General features: G+C 75.4%; 15 protein-coding genes. 6 read left to right on the top strand and 9 right to left on the bottom strand.

What is annotated here, in order from left to right:
• Positions 1-90 precede the first annotated feature (90 nt).
• The 3 genes from DEF28_RS14600 to DEF28_RS14590 form a co-directional block, all read right to left on the bottom strand.
• On the bottom strand, positions 91-1,224 hold the full coding sequence (locus DEF28_RS14600; RefSeq protein ID WP_114399034.1) for a S1 family peptidase: 1,134 nt from the start codon (positions 1,222-1,224) through the stop codon (positions 91-93).
• A 764-nt stretch (positions 1,225-1,988) separates the two neighbouring features.
• Positions 1,989-4,334, bottom strand: coding sequence for a SulP family inorganic anion transporter (locus DEF28_RS14595; RefSeq protein ID WP_114399033.1), 2,346 nt, complete (start codon positions 4,332-4,334; stop codon positions 1,989-1,991).
• A gap of 916 nt (positions 4,335-5,250) precedes the next feature.
• Positions 5,251-5,607 (bottom strand): MerR family transcriptional regulator, encoded by a 357-nt coding sequence (locus tag DEF28_RS14590; RefSeq protein ID WP_114399032.1) that lies wholly within the window; start codon positions 5,605-5,607, stop codon positions 5,251-5,253.
• 52 nt (positions 5,608-5,659) lie between these two features.
• Here DEF28_RS14590 and DEF28_RS14585 point away from each other — a divergent pair, with 52 nt between their 5' ends.
• Together DEF28_RS14585 and DEF28_RS14580 are read left to right on the top strand one after the other, a co-directional pair.
• Positions 5,660-6,562 (top strand): TIGR03619 family F420-dependent LLM class oxidoreductase, encoded by a 903-nt coding sequence (locus DEF28_RS14585; RefSeq protein ID WP_114399031.1) that lies wholly within the window; start codon positions 5,660-5,662, stop codon positions 6,560-6,562.
• A 524-nt stretch (positions 6,563-7,086) separates the two neighbouring features.
• Entirely contained in the window at positions 7,087-7,296 is a 210-nt protein-coding gene (locus DEF28_RS14580) for a CsbD family protein (RefSeq protein ID WP_114399030.1), read from the top strand.
• Between the two features lie 137 nt (positions 7,297-7,433).
• On the opposite strand, the gene DEF28_RS14575 is transcribed toward DEF28_RS14580, so the two are convergent.
• The gene (locus DEF28_RS14575; protein WP_233515304.1) at positions 7,434-8,441 is read right to left on the bottom strand and encodes a bile acid:sodium symporter family protein; all 1,008 of its coding nucleotides are present in this window, start codon (positions 8,439-8,441) and stop codon (positions 7,434-7,436) included.
• 330 nt (positions 8,442-8,771) lie between these two features.
• Between DEF28_RS14575 and DEF28_RS14570 the strand changes: the two genes are divergently transcribed.
• Both DEF28_RS14570 and DEF28_RS14565 read left to right on the top strand, forming a co-directional pair.
• Positions 8,772-10,100 (top strand): aminotransferase-like domain-containing protein, encoded by a 1,329-nt coding sequence (locus DEF28_RS14570; RefSeq protein WP_199493308.1) that lies wholly within the window; start codon positions 8,772-8,774, stop codon positions 10,098-10,100.
• Between the two features lie 46 nt (positions 10,101-10,146).
• Positions 10,147-11,097 carry a D-alanine--D-alanine ligase family protein gene (locus DEF28_RS14565; protein WP_114399027.1) on the top strand — a complete coding sequence of 317 codons (951 nt, stop codon included), beginning with the start codon at positions 10,147-10,149 and terminating at the stop codon, positions 11,095-11,097.
• A gap of 348 nt (positions 11,098-11,445) precedes the next feature.
• Here the strand turns inward: DEF28_RS14565 and DEF28_RS28085 are convergent, their stop codons facing one another.
• Positions 11,446-11,661: a hypothetical protein gene (locus tag DEF28_RS28085; RefSeq protein WP_199493306.1), complete on the bottom strand. Its 216-nt coding sequence runs from the start codon at positions 11,659-11,661 to the stop codon at positions 11,446-11,448.
• Between the two features lie 319 nt (positions 11,662-11,980).
• On the opposite strand from DEF28_RS28085, the gene DEF28_RS14555 reads away from it, so the two are divergent.
• The gene (locus tag DEF28_RS14555; protein WP_114433537.1) at positions 11,981-12,394 is read left to right on the top strand and encodes a MarR family transcriptional regulator; all 414 of its coding nucleotides are present in this window, start codon (positions 11,981-11,983) and stop codon (positions 12,392-12,394) included.
• Positions 12,395-12,581: 187 nt separating this feature from the next.
• Here the strand turns inward: DEF28_RS14555 and pucD are convergent, their stop codons facing one another.
• The 4 genes from pucD to DEF28_RS14535 all read right to left on the bottom strand — a co-directional run bounded on the left by pucD (position 12,582) and on the right by DEF28_RS14535 (position 17,804).
• On the bottom strand, positions 12,582-14,927 hold the full coding sequence (pucD, locus tag DEF28_RS14550; RefSeq protein ID WP_233515303.1) for a xanthine dehydrogenase subunit D: 2,346 nt from the start codon (positions 14,925-14,927) through the stop codon (positions 12,582-12,584).
• Between the two features lie 113 nt (positions 14,928-15,040).
• On the bottom strand, positions 15,041-16,411 hold the full coding sequence (locus DEF28_RS14545) for an 8-oxoguanine deaminase (protein WP_114400283.1): 1,371 nt from the start codon (positions 16,409-16,411) through the stop codon (positions 15,041-15,043).
• Positions 16,408-16,944, bottom strand: a complete 537-nt coding sequence (locus DEF28_RS14540; protein ID WP_114400280.1) for a (2Fe-2S)-binding protein — start codon at positions 16,942-16,944, stop codon at positions 16,408-16,410. Before DEF28_RS14540 ends, DEF28_RS14545 begins: the two co-directional genes overlap by 4 nt.
• Positions 16,935-17,804 carry an FAD binding domain-containing protein gene (locus DEF28_RS14535; RefSeq protein ID WP_114400281.1) on the bottom strand — a complete coding sequence of 290 codons (870 nt, stop codon included), beginning with the start codon at positions 17,802-17,804 and terminating at the stop codon, positions 16,935-16,937. Before DEF28_RS14535 ends, DEF28_RS14540 begins: the two co-directional genes overlap by 10 nt.
• Before the next feature lie 246 nt (positions 17,805-18,050).
• Between DEF28_RS14535 and DEF28_RS14530 the strand changes: the two genes are divergently transcribed.
• On the top strand, positions 18,051-19,640 hold the full coding sequence (locus DEF28_RS14530; protein WP_114400282.1) for a PucR family transcriptional regulator: 1,590 nt from the start codon (positions 18,051-18,053) through the stop codon (positions 19,638-19,640).
• The last annotated feature ends 719 nt before the right edge of the window (positions 19,641-20,359 follow it).

Genomic DNA, 20,359 nt, shown 5'->3' with positions numbered 1-20,359 from the left:
GCGCAGGAGGGCTCCCCGGTGCCCAGGGGACGGGCACCGGGGAGCGGGACCGCCGGCGGACCGGAGGTCAGGTGTTCGCCGGGGGCGGGATCAGCCCCGGGTCAGGGTGAGGCCGTACTGGCTGAGGATCGGGTTGACCGGCTGGAAGTAGGTGGTGCCGCCGGAGGAGCAGTTGCCCGAACCGCCGGAGGTGACACCCTGGGCCTGGGAGCCGCTCAGCCAGGAGCCGCCCGAGTCGCCCGGCTCGGCGCAGGCGTTGGTCCGGGTGAGGCCGGACACCGAGCCCTGCGGGTAGATGACCGTCTGGTTCTTGGCCTGCACCGTGCCGCAGCGCCAGCCGGTGGTCGAGCCGGAGCGGCAGATCGACGCGCCGACGGCCGACTCGGTGGAGCCGGTCACGGTGACCGTGCCGCCGTTGTACCGGTTCACCAGCGGGCTGCTGCTCCAGTTGCTGGTGGCCCGCACCCAGCCCATGTCCCGTCCGGGGAAGCTGGAGCCGGCCACCGTGCCGGTGCCGGTGCCGTCGGAGCTGCGCGTGGACGCCCCGACACCGCCGCAGTGCCCGGCGGTGACGAACCCGCCGCTGACCGAGAAGCCGATCGAGCACCGGCTGCCGCTGCCGATGTAGTAGGCGTCGCCGCCGCGGATGGTGGCGAACGTCTGCGGCTGCTCGGAGCTCTCCACCACGCGGACGGCGGCCGCGTCGACACCGGCCTCGGCGATCAGGTCGTCGGCCACGTCGGTCGCGCCCTCGCGGACCGTCATCACCACGGTGTCGTCGGCGAGGTCGACGTACCACCCGGTCACACCGGCGTCGGCGTCCGGGACGTTGGCGTTCAGCTCCTCGACCACCTGGTCCAGCGTGCCCTCGCCGTAGGCGACGACCCGCGGGACGGCGCCCGCCTCGCGCACCGCCTCGACCGCGCCGCGGTCGGTGACCGAGACGGTCAGCTCGCCGGTCTCGATGTCGAAGACGGCGCCGGCGAAGTCCTCACCCAGGGTCTCGCGCACCTCCTGTTCGAGGGTGCGGGCCTGCTCCTCCTGCTGCAGCAGGCGGGTGACCTCCGCGGTGGACAGGCCGAGGTCGCGCTCCATGGCCGTGACCTGCTCGGGGGAGCTGGCCAGCGTTTCGGGGGAGGCCGAGGCGGCGGGGGCCGCCGCGACGACCAGTCCGATGGCGAAGGCGGTGCCGCCCAGCGCACGGAATACGGGGGATTTACGCACGTTCCCTGCTCCTTGCTGGTGTGAATGAACAAGGGGCGGATCGGCACCCAGCCGGCATCGGTGCCGAATCCACTGGTCGGGTGGTCCTTGTGGGAGGGGGGCCGACCACATTTACCGGGACATTCGGTAAACGATTCGCAACTATAAGTCAGTGGCGACGTTTGGCAACAGGGTGGTCACGTAGCGGAATGGCGCAGGAATCACAGGATGATCGCATTTTTGGCGATCAATCATGGAATCTGAGGGAAGCTCCATATGCGACAACCTTGCAGTTTGTCGGAATCACTGCGGCCGGCTAGCGCTTCACGGTCCCGATGGCAAGGTGCGGTGGTGGCCGGATGCGGTCAGTTCGTGATCTGGTGCCGCCCGGGTCCGATGACGCTGCGGAATCCCGCGCGCCGGGATCGGCCGCCGGGGCCGCCGTTCGGTGCGCCCCGGTGTGCGCCGTGCTGTTTCCCTTCGCGGGGCCGGGGGGAAATGCGGAAGGGTAGATGTGTCCTTTAAGGGATACCGTCCCTGCCGCGGACGGCGGATCGCCCCCAAAACCATCCGGAAGGGGTGGAGTTCGAAGGGAGGAACCGGTGGAACCGTCACCATTCGTATTCCCGGAATGGCGCCCGATGGAAACACGTGGATTCTGTTATGTGGGGATTCACGGGGAATCCCGGGCCTGCGGATCCGGATCCGGATCTCGGAACGGAAATGCGAAAGGGGTGTCACGAACGCCGCCGCGCCCGTGACACCCCGCTCCCGGGGAAGCCGCCTCAGCTCACCCCGGTACTCTCCGTGCTGCCCGTGCCGCCGCGCCAGGGCGCGAACCGCCGCCGGGACTCCGGCCGCCCGCCCGGCAGCGGCATCGCCACCGGTCCCTCTCCCGCGGGGATGAACGTCTGGGAGGCCGGGTCGAGGATCTGCACCTGGGCGGTCGGGATGTCGTAGTACATGCCGACCAGTTCCAGGGTGCCGGCCGCGACGCGCTCGCGGACCACCGGGTAGGTCATGAGGTTCGCCAGCTGCTGCACGACGTTGTCCTTGCTGACCCGGTTCCAGGCCGCCTCGCGCTCCGCGGAGCCGGTGGCGGCCGCGGCGGCGCCGGGGTCGGTGTGGTCGCGGCCGCTCAGCGCCAGCCAGGACCGCACCCCGTCCGGTCCGGAACCGCCCTCCATCATCGCGGCCGCCGCGCCGCACCGCGAATGCCCGCACACCGCGATGGACCGGACCTCCAGCACCTCGACCGCGTACTCGATCGCGGCGAGCATCCCGTCGTCGGTGCAGGGCTCCCGGTGGGCGGGGACGATGTTGCCCACGTTGCGGACGGTGAACAGGTCGCCGGGGCCGCTCGCGGTGATGAGGTTCGGCACGATCCGGGAGTCGGCACAGGTCACCAGCAGCGTGTGCGGTCGCTGCCGGTCGGTCAGCGCGGCCATGACGGGGCGGATGCGCGGCGCCATGGTCGTCTCGTAGTCACGTGCGCCCGAGATGAGCAGACCGGAGGCCAGCGACTGGCCGCCGCCGCTCTCGGGGAGGTCCTGGCCGCGCGGACGCAGCCACCGGCGCACCGGCGGGACCGGTGTCTTGCGGCGCGGCGGCTCCCCGGTCACCGTGCTCTCGTACCAGTCCTCGTGCAGCTCGTCGATGTCGACCCGGCCGCCCGTGCGCTCGTGGGCGATCCGCCAGGAGTGGATGGCGTCGAAGGCGGCGTTGTCCATGAAGTCGACGTGCAGGTCGAGGTCGACGTCCACGCCGGGCGGGATGGTGCCGAGCGCGCTGGAGACCCGCGGCACCGCCAGGAAGGTCAGCGACCCCTCGATCACCGCGTGGTAGACGTTGCCGGCCGAGTGGATGCGCACCGTGGCGTGGGTGAGCCGGCGCAGCGCCGAGACCAGGGCCAGGGCGAGGCCCACCAGCACGCCCTCCATCAGGCCGAGACCGACCACGCCGAGCAGCGTGACGAGGTAGATGTGCCGCTCGCGGTGCGCGCGCAGGCCGCGGATGTGCGCGACGTCGACCATCTTCATCCCGGTGAAGACGAGCAGCCCGGCCAGGGCCGCCATGGGGATGAACTCGATGAGCGCGGAGAGCGTGGCGACGAACACCACCACCCACACGCCGTGCAGGACCGCCGAGACCGGGCTGCGCGCGCCCGCCTGCACGTTCGCGGTGCTGCGCACGATGACACCGGCGACCGGCAGTCCGCCCAGCGTGCCGGAGACCACGTTGGCCGTGCCCTGCCCGACGAGCTCCCGGTCCAGGCGGACCCGGCGCCCGGTGTGCAGGCGGTCCACCGCGACCGCGCACAGCAGCGACTCCACGCTCGCGACCAGCGCGATGACGGCGACGCCCATCGCGACGCCGGCGTAGTCGCTCTCCGGCAGCGCCGGCGCGAAGCCGAGCCCCTCGGAGAGCGCGGGCAGCGAGACGCGCTCGACGTCCATGCCGGCCAGCACGCTCACCACGGTGGCGGCGGTGATGGCGACCAGGGGGGCGGGGATCCGGCGGATCGGCAGCCGCCGCCAGTCGGGCAGCCACGCCCAGGCCAGCAGCAGCACGATGGTGAGCACACCGACCGCGACCGAGGCGGTGTGGTTGTTCATGACCTGGCCCGGCAGTTCGAGCAGGTTGTCGACCGGCGAGCTCTGGGCGTCGCCGCCGAGGACGACGTGGATCTGCGCCAGGGTGATGGTGACGCCGATGCCTGCGAGCATTCCGTGCACGACCGCCGGGGAGACCGCCAGCGCGGCCCGGGCGATCCGCAGGGAGCCGAGCAGGACCTGGACCACGCCGGCGAGCGCGGTGATGAGGCAGGTGGTGGCCCAGCCGTAGCTGGCGACGAGTTCGGCGACGATGATGGTCAGGCCGGCGGCCGGCCCGCTGACCTGCACCACCGACCCGCCGATCATCCCGGCGACGATACCGCCGACCGCGGCGGCGATGAGACCGGCCACCAGCGGCGCGCCCGAGGCCACCGCGATGCCGAGGGAGAGCGGGACGGCCACCAGGAAGACCACGAGGGAGGCGGGCACGTCGTGCCGCAGGTGACCCCGCAGTCGTTCCGCCGGGCCCGGGGGCGCGTGGCCACCTCGCGCCGTGGTCGTCTCGTGTGTGCGCATGGAACTCCAAAACCGCATCGAAGAGGCTGACAGAGGTGTAGGGGGATCGCGACAGATGGTAATCATTCGCGATCGCGTCTTTCTGCCAGCGCGCTGGCGCACGGTTAAGGGATGGTTAATCAGGGGCGACGTCCGGCGTTCTGGTCATTATGGTCGTATTGTGCCATGAAGATGCGTTTTGTCGGAGGTATTCGGCCCGCCACCTCGGGAGTTCCGTCGTGGCGTACTCGAAATCCGGCGACAATTCGCGGCTGTTGCGGCGAATGTCGAGTTCGCCAGTTTCTTGAAGTTTGTGGATTCGCGCGGCTTATGTAGGGGTGGCCGAATCGCGTTCGGTCGGCGAATGTGGGATCGGCCACTTATCGAGGAATTAACCTGGGCCGCCGACACGTGGGGCGCGTGGTGCGTCCAGCCCCCGGAGCAGGGAACCGCTGCGGCGCCGCCCGGTGGCGGCGCGCCCGGCCCGGCTCTCGGCACGCCGTCCGCGGACACCCCGCGCCGCAGCCCCCGGCGCGCCCGTCCAGGGCAGCGCCGGCGCACCGCGGCGCCGCGGCCCGGCGGCGGCCCCGCCGGTGCGGCACGGCCGGCGCCGGGGCCCGCGAAGGCCTCCTCCCGGAGAGCCGAGGAGCCATCGGCCGCCTGCTCGCGCGGTCGCCGGCAACACCGCCGCCCAGCGGAACCGGCCCGGGGACGGCCCGCGCCCCGCCGACGGGCCGAGCGCGCATCCCGGCTGGCGCCGTCAGCGGCCCGGGCCGCGCGCCTGGGCGCCGCGCCACCGGCCGGGCCCGCAAAGCCCGGCCGCGCGCACCACGGAAGGAGCGCCGCCGCGCACCTGCCCGCCAGTTCCGGCGGCCCGCTCAACCGGCCGCCGACCGCCGCCCGGCACCGGCCGGCACGCCGGTCCCCGGCGACGGGTCTAGCGGCCGGCCGGGACCGCGGACACGAACGAGGCCAGCGCCGTGCGGGCCTCGGTGAGGGCCGCGATGCGCGCGTCCATCCCGGAGAGCTCCCGGTGCAGCGTGGCGGCCAGTTCCGGGCACATGTCGAGCTCCGGCGCCTCGCCGCGCGCACACGGCAGCACGTCGCGGATCACCTGGGTGGAGAGCCCGGCCGCCAGCAGGGCGCGGATCCGCCGGACCTGGCCGACGGTGTCCTCGCCGTACTCCCGGTAGCCGTTCGCCGAGCGCTGCACCTGGAGCAGCCCCTGCTCCTCGTAGTAGCGCAGCAGCCGGTGGCTGACACCGGTCCGCCGGGCGAGTTCACCGATCCGCACGCCGTCCCCCGGGGTTGACCTTCACATCCGTGTCAGAGTCTACGTTGCCCGCATGACCACGATTCCGGGCGGGCCGACCCGCCCCCACCCGGCGGCCGACACCGGGCTGCCCGCGCCCGAGACCGCCCCCCTCGCGGGCGCGCGGGCGCAGGTCGTACTGCCCGACGAGTCCGCCGACGCCGACCCCCGGCGCATCCTCGACCTCGCCCGCCGCGCCGAGGAGCTCGGCTACGACGCGGTCTGGCTCCCCGACCACCTGCTGCCGCCCGCGGAGTACGGACCGGTGTACGGCGGCGCGCACGAACCGCTCGTCACGCTGGCCGCCGTGGCGGCGGTCACCGGCCGGATCCGGCTGGGCACGTCGGTGCTCGTCCTGCCGCTGCGCGACCCCTTCCTGGTGGCCAAGCAGACCGCGACGCTGGAGCGCCTGGCCCCCGGCCGGGTGGTCCTCGGGGTGGGCGCCGGCTGGGAGGCCGCGGAGTTCGCCGCCCTCGGCGCCGACTTCACCGGCCGCGGCGCGCGCACCGACGACGCGCTGCGGCTGATCCGCCACCTGCACACCGTCGGCCGCGGCCCGTTCGAGGAGACGAGGTACGCGTTCCGGACCGGAGTCTTCGCGCCCATCCCCACGGCGCCGGTCCCGGTCATGGTGGGCGGCGTCTCCGACGCCGCCCTGCGCCGGGCCGCCCGGTTCGGCGACATCTGGCAGAGCGTGGGACTGCCGCCGGAGACGTTCCGCACCCGCCTCGCGGCGCTGCGGGCCCACACCTCGCGCCGGATCGAGGCGGGCGCACGGCTGTCCTGGCCCGGCGCGCGACGGGCCGCCGACGTGGCGGCCGAGGCGCGCGCCTTCGCCGCGGCCGGGGCCGGGCACGTCGCCGTCTGGTTCGGGCCGCTCGACGGATTCGACGACCGGATGACGGCGTTCGCCCGGACCGCCGGACTCGGCGGCTGATCCCCGAGCGCGCCGGCGCGTGGGGCACCCGAGGGGGCGACCGGCGGTCCGCCGCGTCTCCCGCGATCACGCCGGACCCGTGGCCGGCCCGGGACCGCGCCCGCCCCGCGACCGCCGCGCCGACACAGCGCTGCGGTCCGCCGTCGACCTGGGGAGGACCAAGTTTTCCCACAATCACGGCAAAGCCGATGTTTAGCGGGGAGCGGCCGGGTAGGGAGGGGGCGAGCGGGACGTTGCGCCGCCGCCGGTTGAGGGGGTCTCCCGGCCCGCGTGACAGCTCGCACCCCGCCTGGGGGTCGGGGGCGAAGGCTCTGGGGGGAACCTTCGCAGAGTGGCCGCTCACGCGGGGCCCGCCATGTGCGGGCCCCGCCGCCGTTCCCGGCGGACGCCCGCGGACCCGGCGGCACGCGGCGGCCGCATGATCCGCCGCAGCGGTGGCAGTGGACAGGTGCGGCCGCGTCCGCCGCCCGGGACGCGGCCGCCGGACCACCGGCCCGGAAACGGCCGAGAAGGGAGCGCCGACGATGAAGATCCGGGACAGGGCCGTCCACACGGCCCACGAGGTCAAGGGCAAGGTCAAGGAAGCCGCGGGGCGCGCCACCCACAACGAGCGGCTGGTCGCCGAGGGCAAGGCCGAGCAGGCGCGCGGCGCGGTCGAGCAGAGGGGGCAGCGGATCCGGGACGCCGTCGCCAAGAGGTACGACACCTGGAAGCGCGGCTGGCGGAGCCGTTGAGCGCCCGCGGGTCCTTCGGGGCGGCGCCGGAGGAGCCCGGCGCCGCCCCGACGCGCGTCGCGGGCGGGGCCGCCGTGCGCGGACTGGCGCGGGTCCCTCCCACGGGTACGCGCACCCCCGCGGACCCGCGTGACGAGCTAGCCGGCGCCGGTCTCCTCCGCCGCCGCGGCGGCCGGGACCGGATGGCCGCGGCGTGCCCAGTAGGCCGCCACCAGCGCCCCGGACATGTTGTGCCAGACCGAGAACAGCGCGGCCGGCAGCGCGGCCAGCGGGGCGAAGTGCACGGTCGCCAGGGTGGCGGCCAGCCCGGAGTTCTGCATGCCCACCTCGACGCTGACGGCGCGCCGCGCCGACTCCGGCAGCCGGCCCAGCCGGGCGGCCCAGTAGCCGAGGAGCAGACCGGCGCCGTTGTGCAGCACCACGGCGAGCGCCAGCAGCGGCCCCGTGCTCAGCACCGCGTCGGCGTTGCCGCCCACCACCGCGGCGACCACGAGCACGATGCCGCCCACCGACACCAGCGGCAGCACCGGCAGCAGGCGCTCCACCAGGCGGCGCGCCACCGCGCGCACCAGGAGCCCGGCCACCACGGGCAGCAGCACCACCTGCAGGATCGAGACCAGCAGGGCGCCGGCGTCCACCGGCAGCGTCGACCCCGCCAGCCAGAGCACGAGGAGCGGGGTGAGAAGCGGTGCCAGCAGCGTCGAGATCGACGTCATCGCCACCGACAGCGCCACGTCGCCGCGCGCCAGGTAGACGATGACGTTGGAGGCGGTACCGCCCGGCGCCGCCCCCACCAGGATCATCCCCACCAGCAGCAGCGGCGGAAGCTGGAGCAGGTGGCCGACCGCGTAGCCGGCCAGCGGCATGACGGCGAACTGCGCGGCGACCCCGATCAGCACGGCCTGCGGCCGGCGGACCACGATCGCGAAGTCCGAGGCGCGCAGCGTCAGCCCCATCCCGAACATGATCACACCGAGCAGCACCGCGACATAGGGGGTCAGCAGCGCCGCCTGCGCCGGCGCGGCGAGCCCCGCGGCGGCTCCGAGGAGGATCAGCACCGCGAACCAGCGCCCCGCGAACGCGGCGATCCGCACCACGACCGTGCCCAACGTCGACTCCTTGTCCCCCGAGTTGTCCCGCACCACGATGACAGGTCGCCATCGCGGCCGGACGCGCGGCCTCCCGCTACGCCGGCGGCGGGCGGCGGCGAGACGTTGCCGCGAACATGAGCACCGCTTGGTCGTCGCCGGCCGGCGCGCGGGGAACGAACGCCTCACCGGTCACCGGACCGGCGAAATCCGGGTCGACGTCCCACCGCGCGAGGTGAGTGCGTAGACTGGCTGGCAATCACCGGGTCCTCTGTCATCACCCGGGACGCGTCGCGCCCCAGGACCGCACCCGTGTCCGCCCGCTCCGCACGGTGCCTCGCCGATGCCGCCGACCCGGCCAGCACACCGACCACGCGGAGGTGGATCGTGTCCGTTGATCCCCGAGAGTCCCACCAGCCCCCCTCGCCCCAGGGCTCGCGCATCGACCCCTACGTCGACGCCTACGCAGCCCGTGCCGCAGGGATGGTGGCCTCGGAGGTCCGGGCACTGTTCGCCGTCGCCTCCAGACCCGAGATCGTCTCGCTCGCGGGCGGCATGCCCAACGTCAGCGCGCTGCCCATGGACGAGATCGGCGAGATCGTCCGCCGGGTCCTCGCCGAGCGCGGCGCCATGGCGCTGCAGTACGGATCGGCGCAGGGCGACCCGGTGCTCCGCGAGCAGATCTGCGACGTGATGAGCCTCGAAGGGATCAAGGCCAGCGCCGACGACGTCATCGTCACCGTCGGCTCCCAGCAGGCGCTCGACCTCGTCACCCGCGTCTTCGTCGACCCCGGGGACGTCGTGCTCGCCGAGGCGCCCACCTACGTGACCGCCATCAACACCTTCGCCGCCTTCCAGGCCGACATCGTGCACGTGCCCATGGACGAGGACGGCGTGCTGCCCGAGGCGCTGGAGGAGCGCCTCGACTCGCTCGCCGCCGCCGGGCGCCGGGTGAAGTTCTTCTACACCGTGCCGAACTTCCAGAACCCCGCCGGCGTCACCATGAACGCCCGGCGGCGCGGCCAGGTGCTGGAGATCTGCCGGCGGCACAACCTCCTGGTGCTGGAGGACAACCCCTACGGCCTGCTCCGCTACGAGGGCGAGCCCATGCGGGCGCTGCGCGCCGACGCCCCCGACAACGTCATCTACCTCGGCTCCTTCTCCAAGACGCTCTCGCCGGGGTTCCGCATCGGCTGGGCGCTGGCGCCCTCCTCGGTGCGGGCCAAACTCGTGCTCGCCGCCGAGTCCGCCATGCTCAGCCACTCCAGCTTCAACCAGATGGTCGTGGGCCAGTACCTGGCCAGCCACCCGTGGCGGGAGCAGGTCAAGGACTTCAACGAGATGTACCGGGAGCGCCGGGACGCCATGCTCGGCGCCCTGGAGGCGATGATGCCGGCCAGCAGCACCTGGACGCGGCCCGAGGGCGGCTTCTTCGTCTGGGCGACCCTGCCCGAGGGGCTGGACGCCAAGGCCATGCTCCCGCGGGCCGTCAGCCAGCGGGTCGCCTACGTGCCGGGCACCGGCTTCTTCGCCACCGACGACGGCCACCGCAACATGCGGCTGTCGTTCTGCTACCCCACCCCGGAGCAGATCCGGGAGGGGGTGCGCCGGCTCGTCGGCGTGATCGAGGCCGAGATCAAGCTGCGTGATACCTTCGGCAGCGCGTCCACGCCGTCCAGCCGCGGCGGCGACGCCCCCGGCCCCGACCTCCCGTAGGCGCGGTCGCGGCGTGACCCCAGCAGGACGGAAGGAAGGCAGAACCGTGGGCGATCTCGACCGGGTGCTCGTGCTCGCCGGGGGCATCTCGCCCGAGCACGAGGTGTCCCTGCGATCGGGGCGGCGGGTCGCCGAGGCGCTGCGCCGCCTCGACGTCGAGGTGCAGGTCGTCGACGCCGACGCCGCGCTGCTCGCCACTCTGGCCGCGGACCCGCCCCAGGTCGTCTTCCCCGTCCTGCACGGCGCTGCCGGCGAGGACGGCGCCATCCGCGAGATCCTGGAGCTGGCCGGCGTCCCCTACGTGGGGGCGCCGCCGCACGCCTGCCGGGTGGCGTTCGCCAAGCCGACCGCCAAGGCGCTGGTCGCCGAGCGCGGGCTCGCCGTCCCCCGGGGCGTCGCGCTGCCGAAGTCGGCCTTCTCCGACCTGGGCGCCCCCGCGCTGCTGGACCGGATCGTCGCCGCACTCGGGCTGCCGCTGTTCGTCAAGCCCGACCAGGGCGGATCGGCGTTCGGCGCGACCCCGGTCGACACCCCCGAGGCGCTGCCGGCCGCGCTGGTGAGCTGCTTCGCCTACAGCGACACCGCCCTCATCGAGGAGCGCGTCGCCGGCACCGAGATCGCGGTCGGGGTGCTCGACCTCGGCGACGGCCCGTTCGCGCTGCCCGCCGTGGAGATCGTGCCGGACGGCGGCGTCTACGACTACGCCGCCCGCTACACCGCGGGGCGTACCGAGTTCTTCTGCCCCGCCCGGCTGGACGCCGGCACGGCCGCCGCCGCGGCCGAGGCGGCGCTCACCGCCCACCGCGCGCTGGGGCTGCGCGACGTCTCCCGCACCGACCTGATCGTCGAGGACTCCGGCCGGGTGCGCTTCCTGGAGGTCAACGTCGCACCGGGGATGACCGAGACCTCCACACTGCCGCTGGCGGTGGAGGCCGCCGGGCTGGACTTCGCGGTGGTCTGCCGGGAACTGGCGCACCGCGCGCTGCAGCGGGGCTGACCGGGGCGGGCGGGGGACCGCCCGCGGCGGCCCCCCTCCGGACGGCGGCCGGCCCCGCGCGCCGGCCGGCGCGGGAGCGGGGTCGGGCCCGCCGCGGATCCGGCCGATCCCGGAAACGGGCGCCCCACGCCGGGGAGCCGCTCTGGCACGTCGCCGCGGGACCCGCCGCAGGGCGCTCCGCCGACCGCCGACCGCCGCCCGGCGCTCCCTCCGGCCCGCGCCCCCGCCACGTCTCCCGCCGCCGCCCGGCGCTCACGCGTGGCCGGGGTCCGGCTCCGGTGCCATGCGCGGCGCCAGCTCCTACCGGGCGGCCACGGCCGAGGCGCGGCAGGTGCCGCCGGATCGGCGTCAGCTCCCGGGCCCGTGCGGCGGGCCGGTGACCGCGGCCACGTCGCGGACGAACCGGGTGAGCAGGTCCGCGAGCGCCGCGCGGCCCGCACCGCTCCAGTGGGCGCTGGCCCCGGCCACCACTTTGCGGCGGAACGCGCGGATCGCCGCCAGCACGTCGCCGCCCTCGGGGGCGAGCTCCAGCGGCGACCGCCGGCCGTCGTCCTGGTCGGCCACGTGGCGCATCAGGCCCCGCGTCGAGGGCTTGGGCCGCGGGCCGGCTCGCGCGCGGCTGGTCCACGCCCGCAACGGCGGCCGCCTCGGTCACCGTGAGCGGCCCGCGGTGCTCCGCCGCGGCCTCGACGGCGTCCAGGAGCTCGACCACCGGGTCGGGGAGCGCGCCGCGAGGTCCCGACCGGACGCCCCGGCGGTCGGCGAGCCGGGCCGGGGCGCGGCGGCCGCGTGACCGGCGGAAGGCCACCACGGCGCGCTCGATGGCCCCGATGTCAGCGGTGTCCCGGTCGGGCTCGGCGGGGTCGGAGCCGCCGTGGCCGCCGTGAGCGCTGCCGGCCGTCCCATCGGGTACTGGCTGAAACACCTGCGCGGCCTGCTGGAGGCCCGCCTCGCCCGTACCCTGGGCGGCCTGGGTCCGGACCGCCGCAGCTGGCAGGTGCTCAACCTGCACAGCCGGGGCCCGCGCCACCGGGCCGACGCCGAGCGGGAACTGGCGGCCTTCTCGACGGACGGCGGTCCCGGCGGGCTGCTCGCGCGGGGCTGGGCACGGGAGGAGCCGCCGGACGGCCGCGTCCGGCTGACCGCGCGGGGCCGGGCGGTGCAGGCCACCGCCGCCCGCGTCGCCGAGGACGGGGAGCGGGCGGTGCGCGGACCCGCCCCGCGGCGCCACACCGGGACCGTCGAGGTGCTGGCGGCCGTGGCCGGCAACGTGCGGGCCGCGCTCGCCGAGCGGTGACCGGCGCGGACACGGCGCCGCCGCCGGTGTGGCAGGATGTCCGCGGAGCCCGGATAGCCAGGTAAGAACGTGGGCCACCTCGCTGGGCTAGTCGGGCGGGTGTCATACCAGTGGCCCGCGTCGGCTCCGGCCGGTCCGTGCCCGCGCCGCTCCGGCGCGGGCACGGACCGGCCTGCCGGCCAGCCCCTCAGTCCCGCTCGATCCCCACGATGTCCTCCGGACGCACCGGGATCCGGCTCAGCGGGCGGCCGGTGGCCGCGCGCACCGCCGCCACGATCGCCGGAGTCGACGACAGCGTCGGCGGCTCTCCCGCGCCGCGCAGCCCGTAGGGCGCGTGCGGGTCGGGATGCTCCAGGACCTCGATCCGCATCGGCGGGACGTCCAGGATCGTGGGGATGAGGTAGTCGGTGAAGGACGGGTTGCGGATCACACTGCCGCTGACCTGGATCTCCTCCATGAGCGCCAGCCCGAGCCCCTGCGCGGAGCCGCCCTGGATCTGGCCGGCGAGCTGCTGCGGATGCAGCACCCGCCCGACGTCCTGCACCGCGTCCAGCGCCACCACCTTCACCAGGCCCAGGTCCACGTCCACGTCGACCACCGCGCGGTGCACGCACATCCCGAACTGGGTGTGCGAGGCGCCCTGGCCCGTGGTGGGGTCGAGCATCTCGGTGGCGCGGTGCCGGAACTCACGGGTCTCCTCCACGGCCGAGGCGCCGAGCAGGTCGGCCAGGGAGACCAGCACACCGCGGGCGCCCGACACCACCTTGCCGCCGGCCAGCCCCAGCAGCTCGTCGGGATGGTCGTCGCCGACCAGCCCAGCCGCCCGCACGAGTTCGAACACCCTGGCGCGGACCGCGAGGCAGGCGGCGCGCACCGCGCCGCCGGTCATGTAGGACTGCCGCGAGGCCGAGGACGACCCGGCCGAGCCGACCCGGGTGTCCGACGGCAGGACGGTCACCCGTTCCACGCCCAGCTCGGTCCGCGCGATCTGGCCCTTGATGGTGACCAGCCCCTGGCCCACCTCCGCCGCCGCGGTGTGCACCTGCACGGCGGGCTCACCGCCGACGACCTCCAGGCGGACCCGCGCGGTCGAGTAGTCGTCGAACCCCTCGGAGAAGCACAGGTTCTTCAACCCGACCCCGTAGCCGACCCCGCGCCGCACGCCCTCGCCGCGGCTGGTGTTGGCCACCCCGCCCGGCAGCGCGCGCACGTCGACCGGGCCGGCCGCCGCGCGCTCCGGCGGCATCGGCATCTCCCGGGCCCGGCGCAGCATGTCGGCCATCGGCAGCGGCATGTCGACGCGCTGCCCGGTGGCGGTCCGCGACCCCTCCGACATCGCGTTGCGGATTCGCAGCTCCACCGGGTGCAGGCCCAGCTCGGCCGCCAGCCGGTCCAGCTGCGACTCGTAGCAGAAGCACGCCTGCACCGCCCCGAAGCCGCGCATCGCCCCGCACGGCGGGTTGGTGGTGTACACGCCGTAGGCGTCCACCCGGGCGTGCGGGATCTCGTAGGGCCCGAGGCCCAGCGACGAGGCGACGCCGACCACCGCCGCGGTCGTCGAGGCGTAGGCGCCGCCGTCGAGCACGATCTCGGCCGTGGCGTACACCAGCCGGCCGTCCCGGGTCGCGCCGTGCTCGTAGCGCAGCCTGGCCGGATGCCGGTGCACGTGCCCGTGGAACGACTCCTCCCGGTTGTACACGATCTTCACCGGCCGCCCGGTGCGCAGCGCCAGCATGCAGGCGTGCACCTGCATCGACATGTCCTCGCGGGCGCCGAACGCGCCCCCCACGCCGGCCAGCGTCAGGCGCACCTTCTCCGGCGGCAGCCCGAGGCACGGCGCGATCTGGCTCTGGTCCACGTGCAGCCACTGGGTGGCGATGTGCAGGTCCACCCCGCCGTCCTCGGCCGGCACCGCAAGCCCCGACTCCGGGCCGAGGAACGCCTGGTCCTGCATCCCCACCTGGTACTCGCCGGTGACGACGACGTCGGCGAGCGCCCGCACCTCGGCGGCGGTGGCGCCGTCGGCGAACGCGCCGGTGCGGACCGGCTGGTAGCGCACCCGGTTGCCCGACCGGTGGTGCGCCGGATGCGCCGGCGGCAGGTCCTCGCCCGCCTCGTGCACCAGCGGGCAGTCCGGGTCGAAGGCGGCCCGCACGGGGTCGCTCACCGGCTCCAGGACCTCGTAGTCCACCCGCACCCGGTCCAGGGCCCGGCGCGCCGTCTCGGGATGGTCGGCGGCCACGATCGCCACCGGCTCCCCGCGGTAGCGGACCTTGCCGAAGGCCAGCACCGGCTGGTCGCGGTACTCCAGGCCGTACCGCTTCTCCCCGGGCACGTCCTCATGCGTCAGCACGGCGTGCACGCCCGGCATCCGCACCGCCCCGGTGACGTCGATCCCGCGGATGCGGGCGTGCGGGTGCGGGCTGCGCAGCGTCGCGCCCCACAGCATGTCGTCCATCCACATGTCGGACGAGTAGGCGAACTCGCCGGTCACCTTGAGCGTGCCGTCCGGCCGGCGCGGGCTGGACCCCACCCCGCCCGGCGTGCTGCTGGCGGGGCTGGGGGGAGCCTCCCGTGGCGAGTGAACGGGAGAAGGAGCCTCCCGTGGCGAGTGAACGGGAACAGGCGTCCGGGGCGTGGGCGTGGTCATCGGCGGTCCGCCTCTCCCGTCAGCGCGCGGTGCGCCCGGCGGCCGGCCGCGGCCGCGGCGTCGGCGGCGACGGTGCGCAGCTCGCCCCGCTCGACGACGGTGCGCCCGCCCACCAGGAGCCGCTCCAGCGGCGGCGGCGGGCCGAACACCAGCGCCACGACCGGGTCGGGGAGGACGTCGCGGCCGAACCCGTCGACGCGCCACAGCGCGATGTCGGCCAGCTTGCCGACCTCCAGGGAGCCCAGCTCGGCCTGCCGCCCCAGGCAGCGGGCGCCGCCGAGGGTGGCGATCTCCAGGGCCTGCCGGGCGCTCAGCGCCGCCGGGCCGCGGCGGGCCCGCGCCATCAGCAGCGCCTGGCGCGCCTCTCCGACCAGAGAGGTCAGCTCGCTGGACGCCGGCCCGTCCACCCCGAGGCCGACCGACACCCCGGCGGCGAGCAGTTCGCTCACCCGCGCGATGCCCGCACCGAGCCGGGCGTTGGACGTGGGGCAGTGCGCCACACCGGTGCCGGTGGCGGCGATCCGGGCGATCGCGCTGTCGGACAGGTGCACGGCGTGCGCCAGCCACACGTCCGGCCCGAGCCAGCCCAGCTTCTCCGCGTACTCCACCGGCGTGCAGCCGAACTCGGCCTGGCAGCGCTCCTCCTCCTCGACCGTCTCGGCGAGGTGGGTGTGCATCCGCACTCCCAGCGCGCGGGCCAGCGTGGCCGCGCCGGTCATCAGCTCCCGGCTCACCGAGAACGGCGAGCACGGGGCCACGGCCAGCCGGGTCATCGAGTCGAAGCCCCGGTCGTGGTGCTCCTCGATCGCCGCCGCCGTGGCCTCCAGGGCCGCGTCGCGCTCCTCCACGATCGCGTCCGGCGGCAGGCCCCCGCGCGACACGCCCCGGTCCATGGAGCCGCGTGCGAGGTCCAGCCGGACGCCGACCGCGCGGGCCGCCGCGACCTCCGCGGCCACGATGTCGCCCCGCCCGCGCGGGAACACGTAGTGGTGGTCGGAGGCGGTGCTGCATCCCGAGAGCGCCAGCCACGCCAGTCCGGCGGTGGTGGTGTCGGCGACGGCCTCGGCGTCCAGCCGCGCCCACACCGGATAGGACGCCACCAGCCACTCGAAGAGCGTGCCGTCGGGCACCAGCCCCTGCGTGGCCCACTGGTAGAGGTGGTGGTGGGTGTTGACGAGGCCGGGCGTCGCCAGGCAGCCGGCGCCGTCCACCCGCGCCGCCCCGGCGATGTCGGGCGCCGGGCCGGGGCCGACCGCGGCGACGCGGCCGTCCGCCACCACGATGTGGCCGCTCGGGTACTCGGGGCCGCTCACGGTCGCCACGTGGGCGCCGTCGATGACGAGGGGAGCGTCGGAGCGCGCGATCATCGCGCCTCCCCGCGGGCGGGGCCGCCGGCCGGGCGCCCCCGCTCGGTCCACTCGGCGGCCAGCCGCACCGCCTCGATGACCGCCTCGTAGCCGGTGCACCGGCACAGGTTGCCGGCCAGCGCCTCCCGGATCTCGGCGTCCGAGGGCGCCCCCGCGCCCGCCGCGACCGTGCGGCGCAGCAGGTCCTCGGTCTGCACGAGCAGCCCCGGCGTGCAGAAGCCGCACTGGACGGCCCCCGCCGCCACGAACGCCTCCTGCACGTCGCTGAGCCCGGGCGCGCCGTCCGCGCCGGCCTCGGCCAGCCCCTCCACCGTGCGCACCGAGCGGCCGTGCGCCTGGCCGGCGGCGACCAGGCACGCGCACACCGTCACCTCGTCCAGGAACACCGTGCAGGAGCCGCACTCGCCCTGCTCGCAGGCGTTCTTGCTGCCCGCGAGGCCGAGCCGCTCCCGCAGCACGTAGAGCAGGCTCTCTCCCTCCCACACGTCGTCGGCGTCCATCCGGTGGCCGTTCACCGTCATCGTCACCCGCACGCGGCCATCTCCCTCCGGTAGTCGGCGGCCGCCCAGCCCAGGGTCCGCCGCGCCAGCACGGACAGCGCGTGCCGCCGGTAGGCGGCGCTGCCGCGCACGTCGTCGATGGGGCGCGCCGCCGCGGCCACGAGCGCGCCGAACTCCTGTGCCACGGCCGGCGAGGGCGGCCGGCCGCCCGCCCAGTCGAACTCCGCCGCCAGGAACTCCTCCGCCTCCGGCGCGCGCAGCGGCGTCGGGCCGGCCGACCCGATCCCCGTGCCGGCCGAGCGTCGGCCGGCGTCCAGCGCCAGGGCGAAGGAGGCGACCGCGATCACCATGGCGTTGCGGGTGCCGATCTTCGCGAACTGCTGCGGGCCGGCCGGCGCCGGCAGCAGGACGGCCGCGATCAGCTCGTCGTCGCTGCGCGCCGTGCGGCGGGGGCCCAGGTAGAACTCGCGCGCCGGGACGCGCCGGACGCCGCGCACCGACGCCAGCTCGACCACCGCGTCGGTGGCGAGCAGCGGGGGATGGGCGTCCCCAGCGGGTGACGCGCCGCCCAGGTTGCCGCCGACCGACCCCCGGTTGCGGATCTGCGGGGAGGCGACCGCGCGGGAGGCGAGCGCGAGCGCGGGCGCGCGGTCGGCCAGGCGGTCGACGATGACGGCGTAGGGGACGCCCGCTCCCAGCCGCAGGCGGTCGCCGTCGGGGGCCCACTCCCGCAGCTCGGGGACGCGGGTCAGGTCCAGCAGGGCCGCGGGGCGCCGGCGGTCGAAGTTCAGCTCGACCATCACGTCGGTACCGCCCATGATCGGCACCGCGTCGGGGCGGGCGCTCTTCGCGGCGAGCGCCTCCTCCCACGTGGCGGGACTCAGGAATTCCATACTCGTCCTCGTTGGTCGCCGGGGCGCGGGGGAAACGCCTCGTGGCGGGTGTTGGCCGATCCTTGGCGTCGATGTGGCGGATGCGTGACATACAACATCGGGAGGCGTGCCCCCTGCCAGGTCGCGAAGACATGAACTCCCCGCGGCGCCGGACCCGCCGGTTCGTACTTTCCTCCAAGCCGGGGCATCGGCTAACGTGTCCGCACCCCAGCGGCGGGCGAGCGACCGACACCGAAGGACCCCCCCATGCTGATCAGCGACCTCGTCGCGATCCCCCGGCTGCGACTGCGCTTCCTCAGCGGCGGGGAGCACGCGCGCCGCCCGATCCGGTGGGCCTACACCACCGACCTGCTGCGTCCCGAGCGCTACCTGCGCGGCGGTGAACTCGTACTCACCGGCATGATGTGGCGCAGCGCCGCCGCCGACTCCGAGACCTTCGTCCGGGCGCTGGTCGCGGGCGGCGCCGCCTGCCTGGGAGCGGGTACCGCCCTCGGCGATGTCCCGCCCGACCTTGTCGAGGCGTGCCGCCGCCACGACCTGCCCCTGGTGGAGGTTCCGGCGGAGACCTCCTTCGGCGCGGTGACGGAGGAGGTGACCCGGTCGCTGACCCGGCGCCGCCTCAGCGACCTCGCCCGCAACCGCGACCGCAGCCGGCGCCTCGTGGCCGAACTCGCCGGCGGGACCGGGCTCGCCGAGGTGCTCGCCGCGGCCGCCCGCGAAGCCGGGGTCGCCGCCTGGGTGCTCTCCAGCACCGGCCACACCGTCGCCGCGGCCGGCCCCGCCCTGGCGGCCGCCGAGCGCGAGCTGCTGGCCCGCCGCTACCTGGCCGCCGAGGGGTTCCCGCACCGCGTCGAGCTGCCCGCCGAGCCGGGGGCCGCCCGGCCGGTCACCCTGCTCCCCGTGCGCACCCGCGACACCCATCCGCTGGCCGGGTGGTTCCTGGCGTGTAGCGGCGACCACACCGGCTGGTCGGAGGAGGCGCGCGACGCGGTGGCGGAGCTGGTGTCCTTCGCGGTCCTCGCGCGCGGCCGCGACGAGGAGCGGGCCGTGGTCGACGCCCGGCACACCGAAGGACTGCCGCGCCTGCTCGCCGCCCAGCGCTTCGACGAGGTCGCCGAGCTGCTGCGCACCTCCGGCCGCGCCGAGGGACCCGGTCCCGCGCGGGCCTACGTGGTGCTGAGCGCGGCCCTGCTGCCCGAACCGCGCCCGCTCGGGCTCGCCCGGCGGATCGTGGCCGAACTGGTCGCCGGCTGGCCCGGCACGGTGGTCACCCAGGACGGCGGCGAGGACGCCGTCCTCGCGATCGTGCCGGTTCCGGCCGGCGGCGGAGCGGGCCGGGAGGCTGAGCGCCTGCGCGCCGCGCTGTCCGCCGGCGCCCGCGTCCTGGAGTCGGGGCTGAGGGAGCGCCGGCTCGTGGTCGGCGTCGCGGCGACCGCGCGCGAGACGGCCGCCCTGCGCGGCGCCGCGGTGGAGGCACGGCACGCGCGCCGCCTCGCCGACCTCCGCGGCGGCCGGGCCCGCGTGGTCGCGGGCGCCGAGATCGACTCCCACGAGCTGCTGCTGGCGTCGGTGCCCGAGGAGGTACAGGCCTCCTACCGCGAGCGCCTGCTGGAGCCGCTCCTGCACTACGACCGCGACCACCGCTCCGACCTGGTCGCCACCCTTGAGGCGTTCCTGGGCCACTCCGGCTCCTGGCAGCGCTGCGCCGCGGCCATGCACGTGCACGTCAACACGCTGCGCTACCGCATCGGCCGCATCGAGGAGCTGACCGGCCGCGACCTGAGCAGCCTGGAGCACCGGGTCGACCTGTTCCTCGCCCTCAAGCTCCGCGGCTGAGGCCGCACGGCGGCGGAGCCGCCACGGCGGCTCCCGCCGGCGCCCGGCGCCCACCGGCACGGAGGCGGTCGTCCCCGAGTACCTGACGCCGCTCACCTTCGAGTGAAGCGGCCGGAGACTCGGGGCCGTCCCTGCCTGATGTGCTCCGGGCCGGGTGCGGTGTCTGGGCGGGGGAGGTACGCGGGTGGCGGGAGGACCGCTGATGGCGGTGGGGAACCGGTGGTGGTCGTAGCGATGCGACCGCAGCGGGAACGCTTGTCGGCGTTTCGCCTCTGAGGTGGAGGGGCGGGCGTAGGTCCACTCATCGGCCGGGGCGGTGGAAGCGCTCGACCTCGCCGTGGGTCTGGCCGGTAGGTGCGCTGGTGACTGGTCCCGGCCGCGGTGGCTGTCTTCTCATCGGCCCGGGCCTCGGTGCGGGCCGGCCGGGAGCGGTCGTCGCCGGCGGTGTGGAGGTAGCCGTAGCCGGTCACCGGAGAGCCGTTCTGGCGGGCCGGCGCGGTGGCCCGCTTGCCGCGTACCCCGGTGTGGCGGCCCGTTGCGCGGTGGCCGCCTCCGGCGGGGGCGCTGCCGAGCTTCGTTGATGTCCGCGATGTCGGCGTGTACGAGACCGCCAGGACGTGCGCGCTCGTCGCGGCGCTGCGGCCGGTAGCCCGGTCGGTTGGGGCGGGCGTGCGCGGCCGCAGCGGACCGGGACGCGGCGGACGGGGGAGGCATACGTG

The sequence above is a fragment of the Marinitenerispora sediminis genome (assembly GCF_003336425.1).
GTDB classification, from domain to species: Bacteria; Actinomycetota; Actinomycetes; order Streptosporangiales; family Streptosporangiaceae; genus Marinitenerispora; species Marinitenerispora sediminis.
The sequence above is the reverse complement of the archived record's forward strand: the minus strand, read 5'-3'. Positions and strand labels throughout refer to the sequence as shown.

Bases quoted from the DNA above. Each gene is read 5' to 3' on its own strand.
- DEF28_RS14595 (WP_114399033.1), bottom strand. From the start codon at position 4,334: ATGCGCACACACGAGACGACCACGGCGCGAGGTGGCCACGCGCCCCCG.
- DEF28_RS14585 (WP_114399031.1), top strand. From the start codon at position 5,660: ATGACCACGATTCCGGGCGGGCCGACCCGCCCCCACCCGGCGGCCGAC.
- DEF28_RS14580 (WP_114399030.1), top strand. From the start codon at position 7,087: ATGAAGATCCGGGACAGGGCCGTCCACACGGCCCACGAGGTCAAGGGC.
- DEF28_RS14545 (WP_114400283.1), bottom strand. From the start codon at position 16,411: ATGATCGCGCGCTCCGACGCTCCCCTCGTCATCGACGGCGCCCACGTG.
- DEF28_RS14535 (WP_114400281.1), bottom strand. From the start codon at position 17,804: ATGGAATTCCTGAGTCCCGCCACGTGGGAGGAGGCGCTCGCCGCGAAG.
- DEF28_RS14530 (WP_114400282.1), top strand. From the start codon at position 18,051: ATGCTGATCAGCGACCTCGTCGCGATCCCCCGGCTGCGACTGCGCTTC.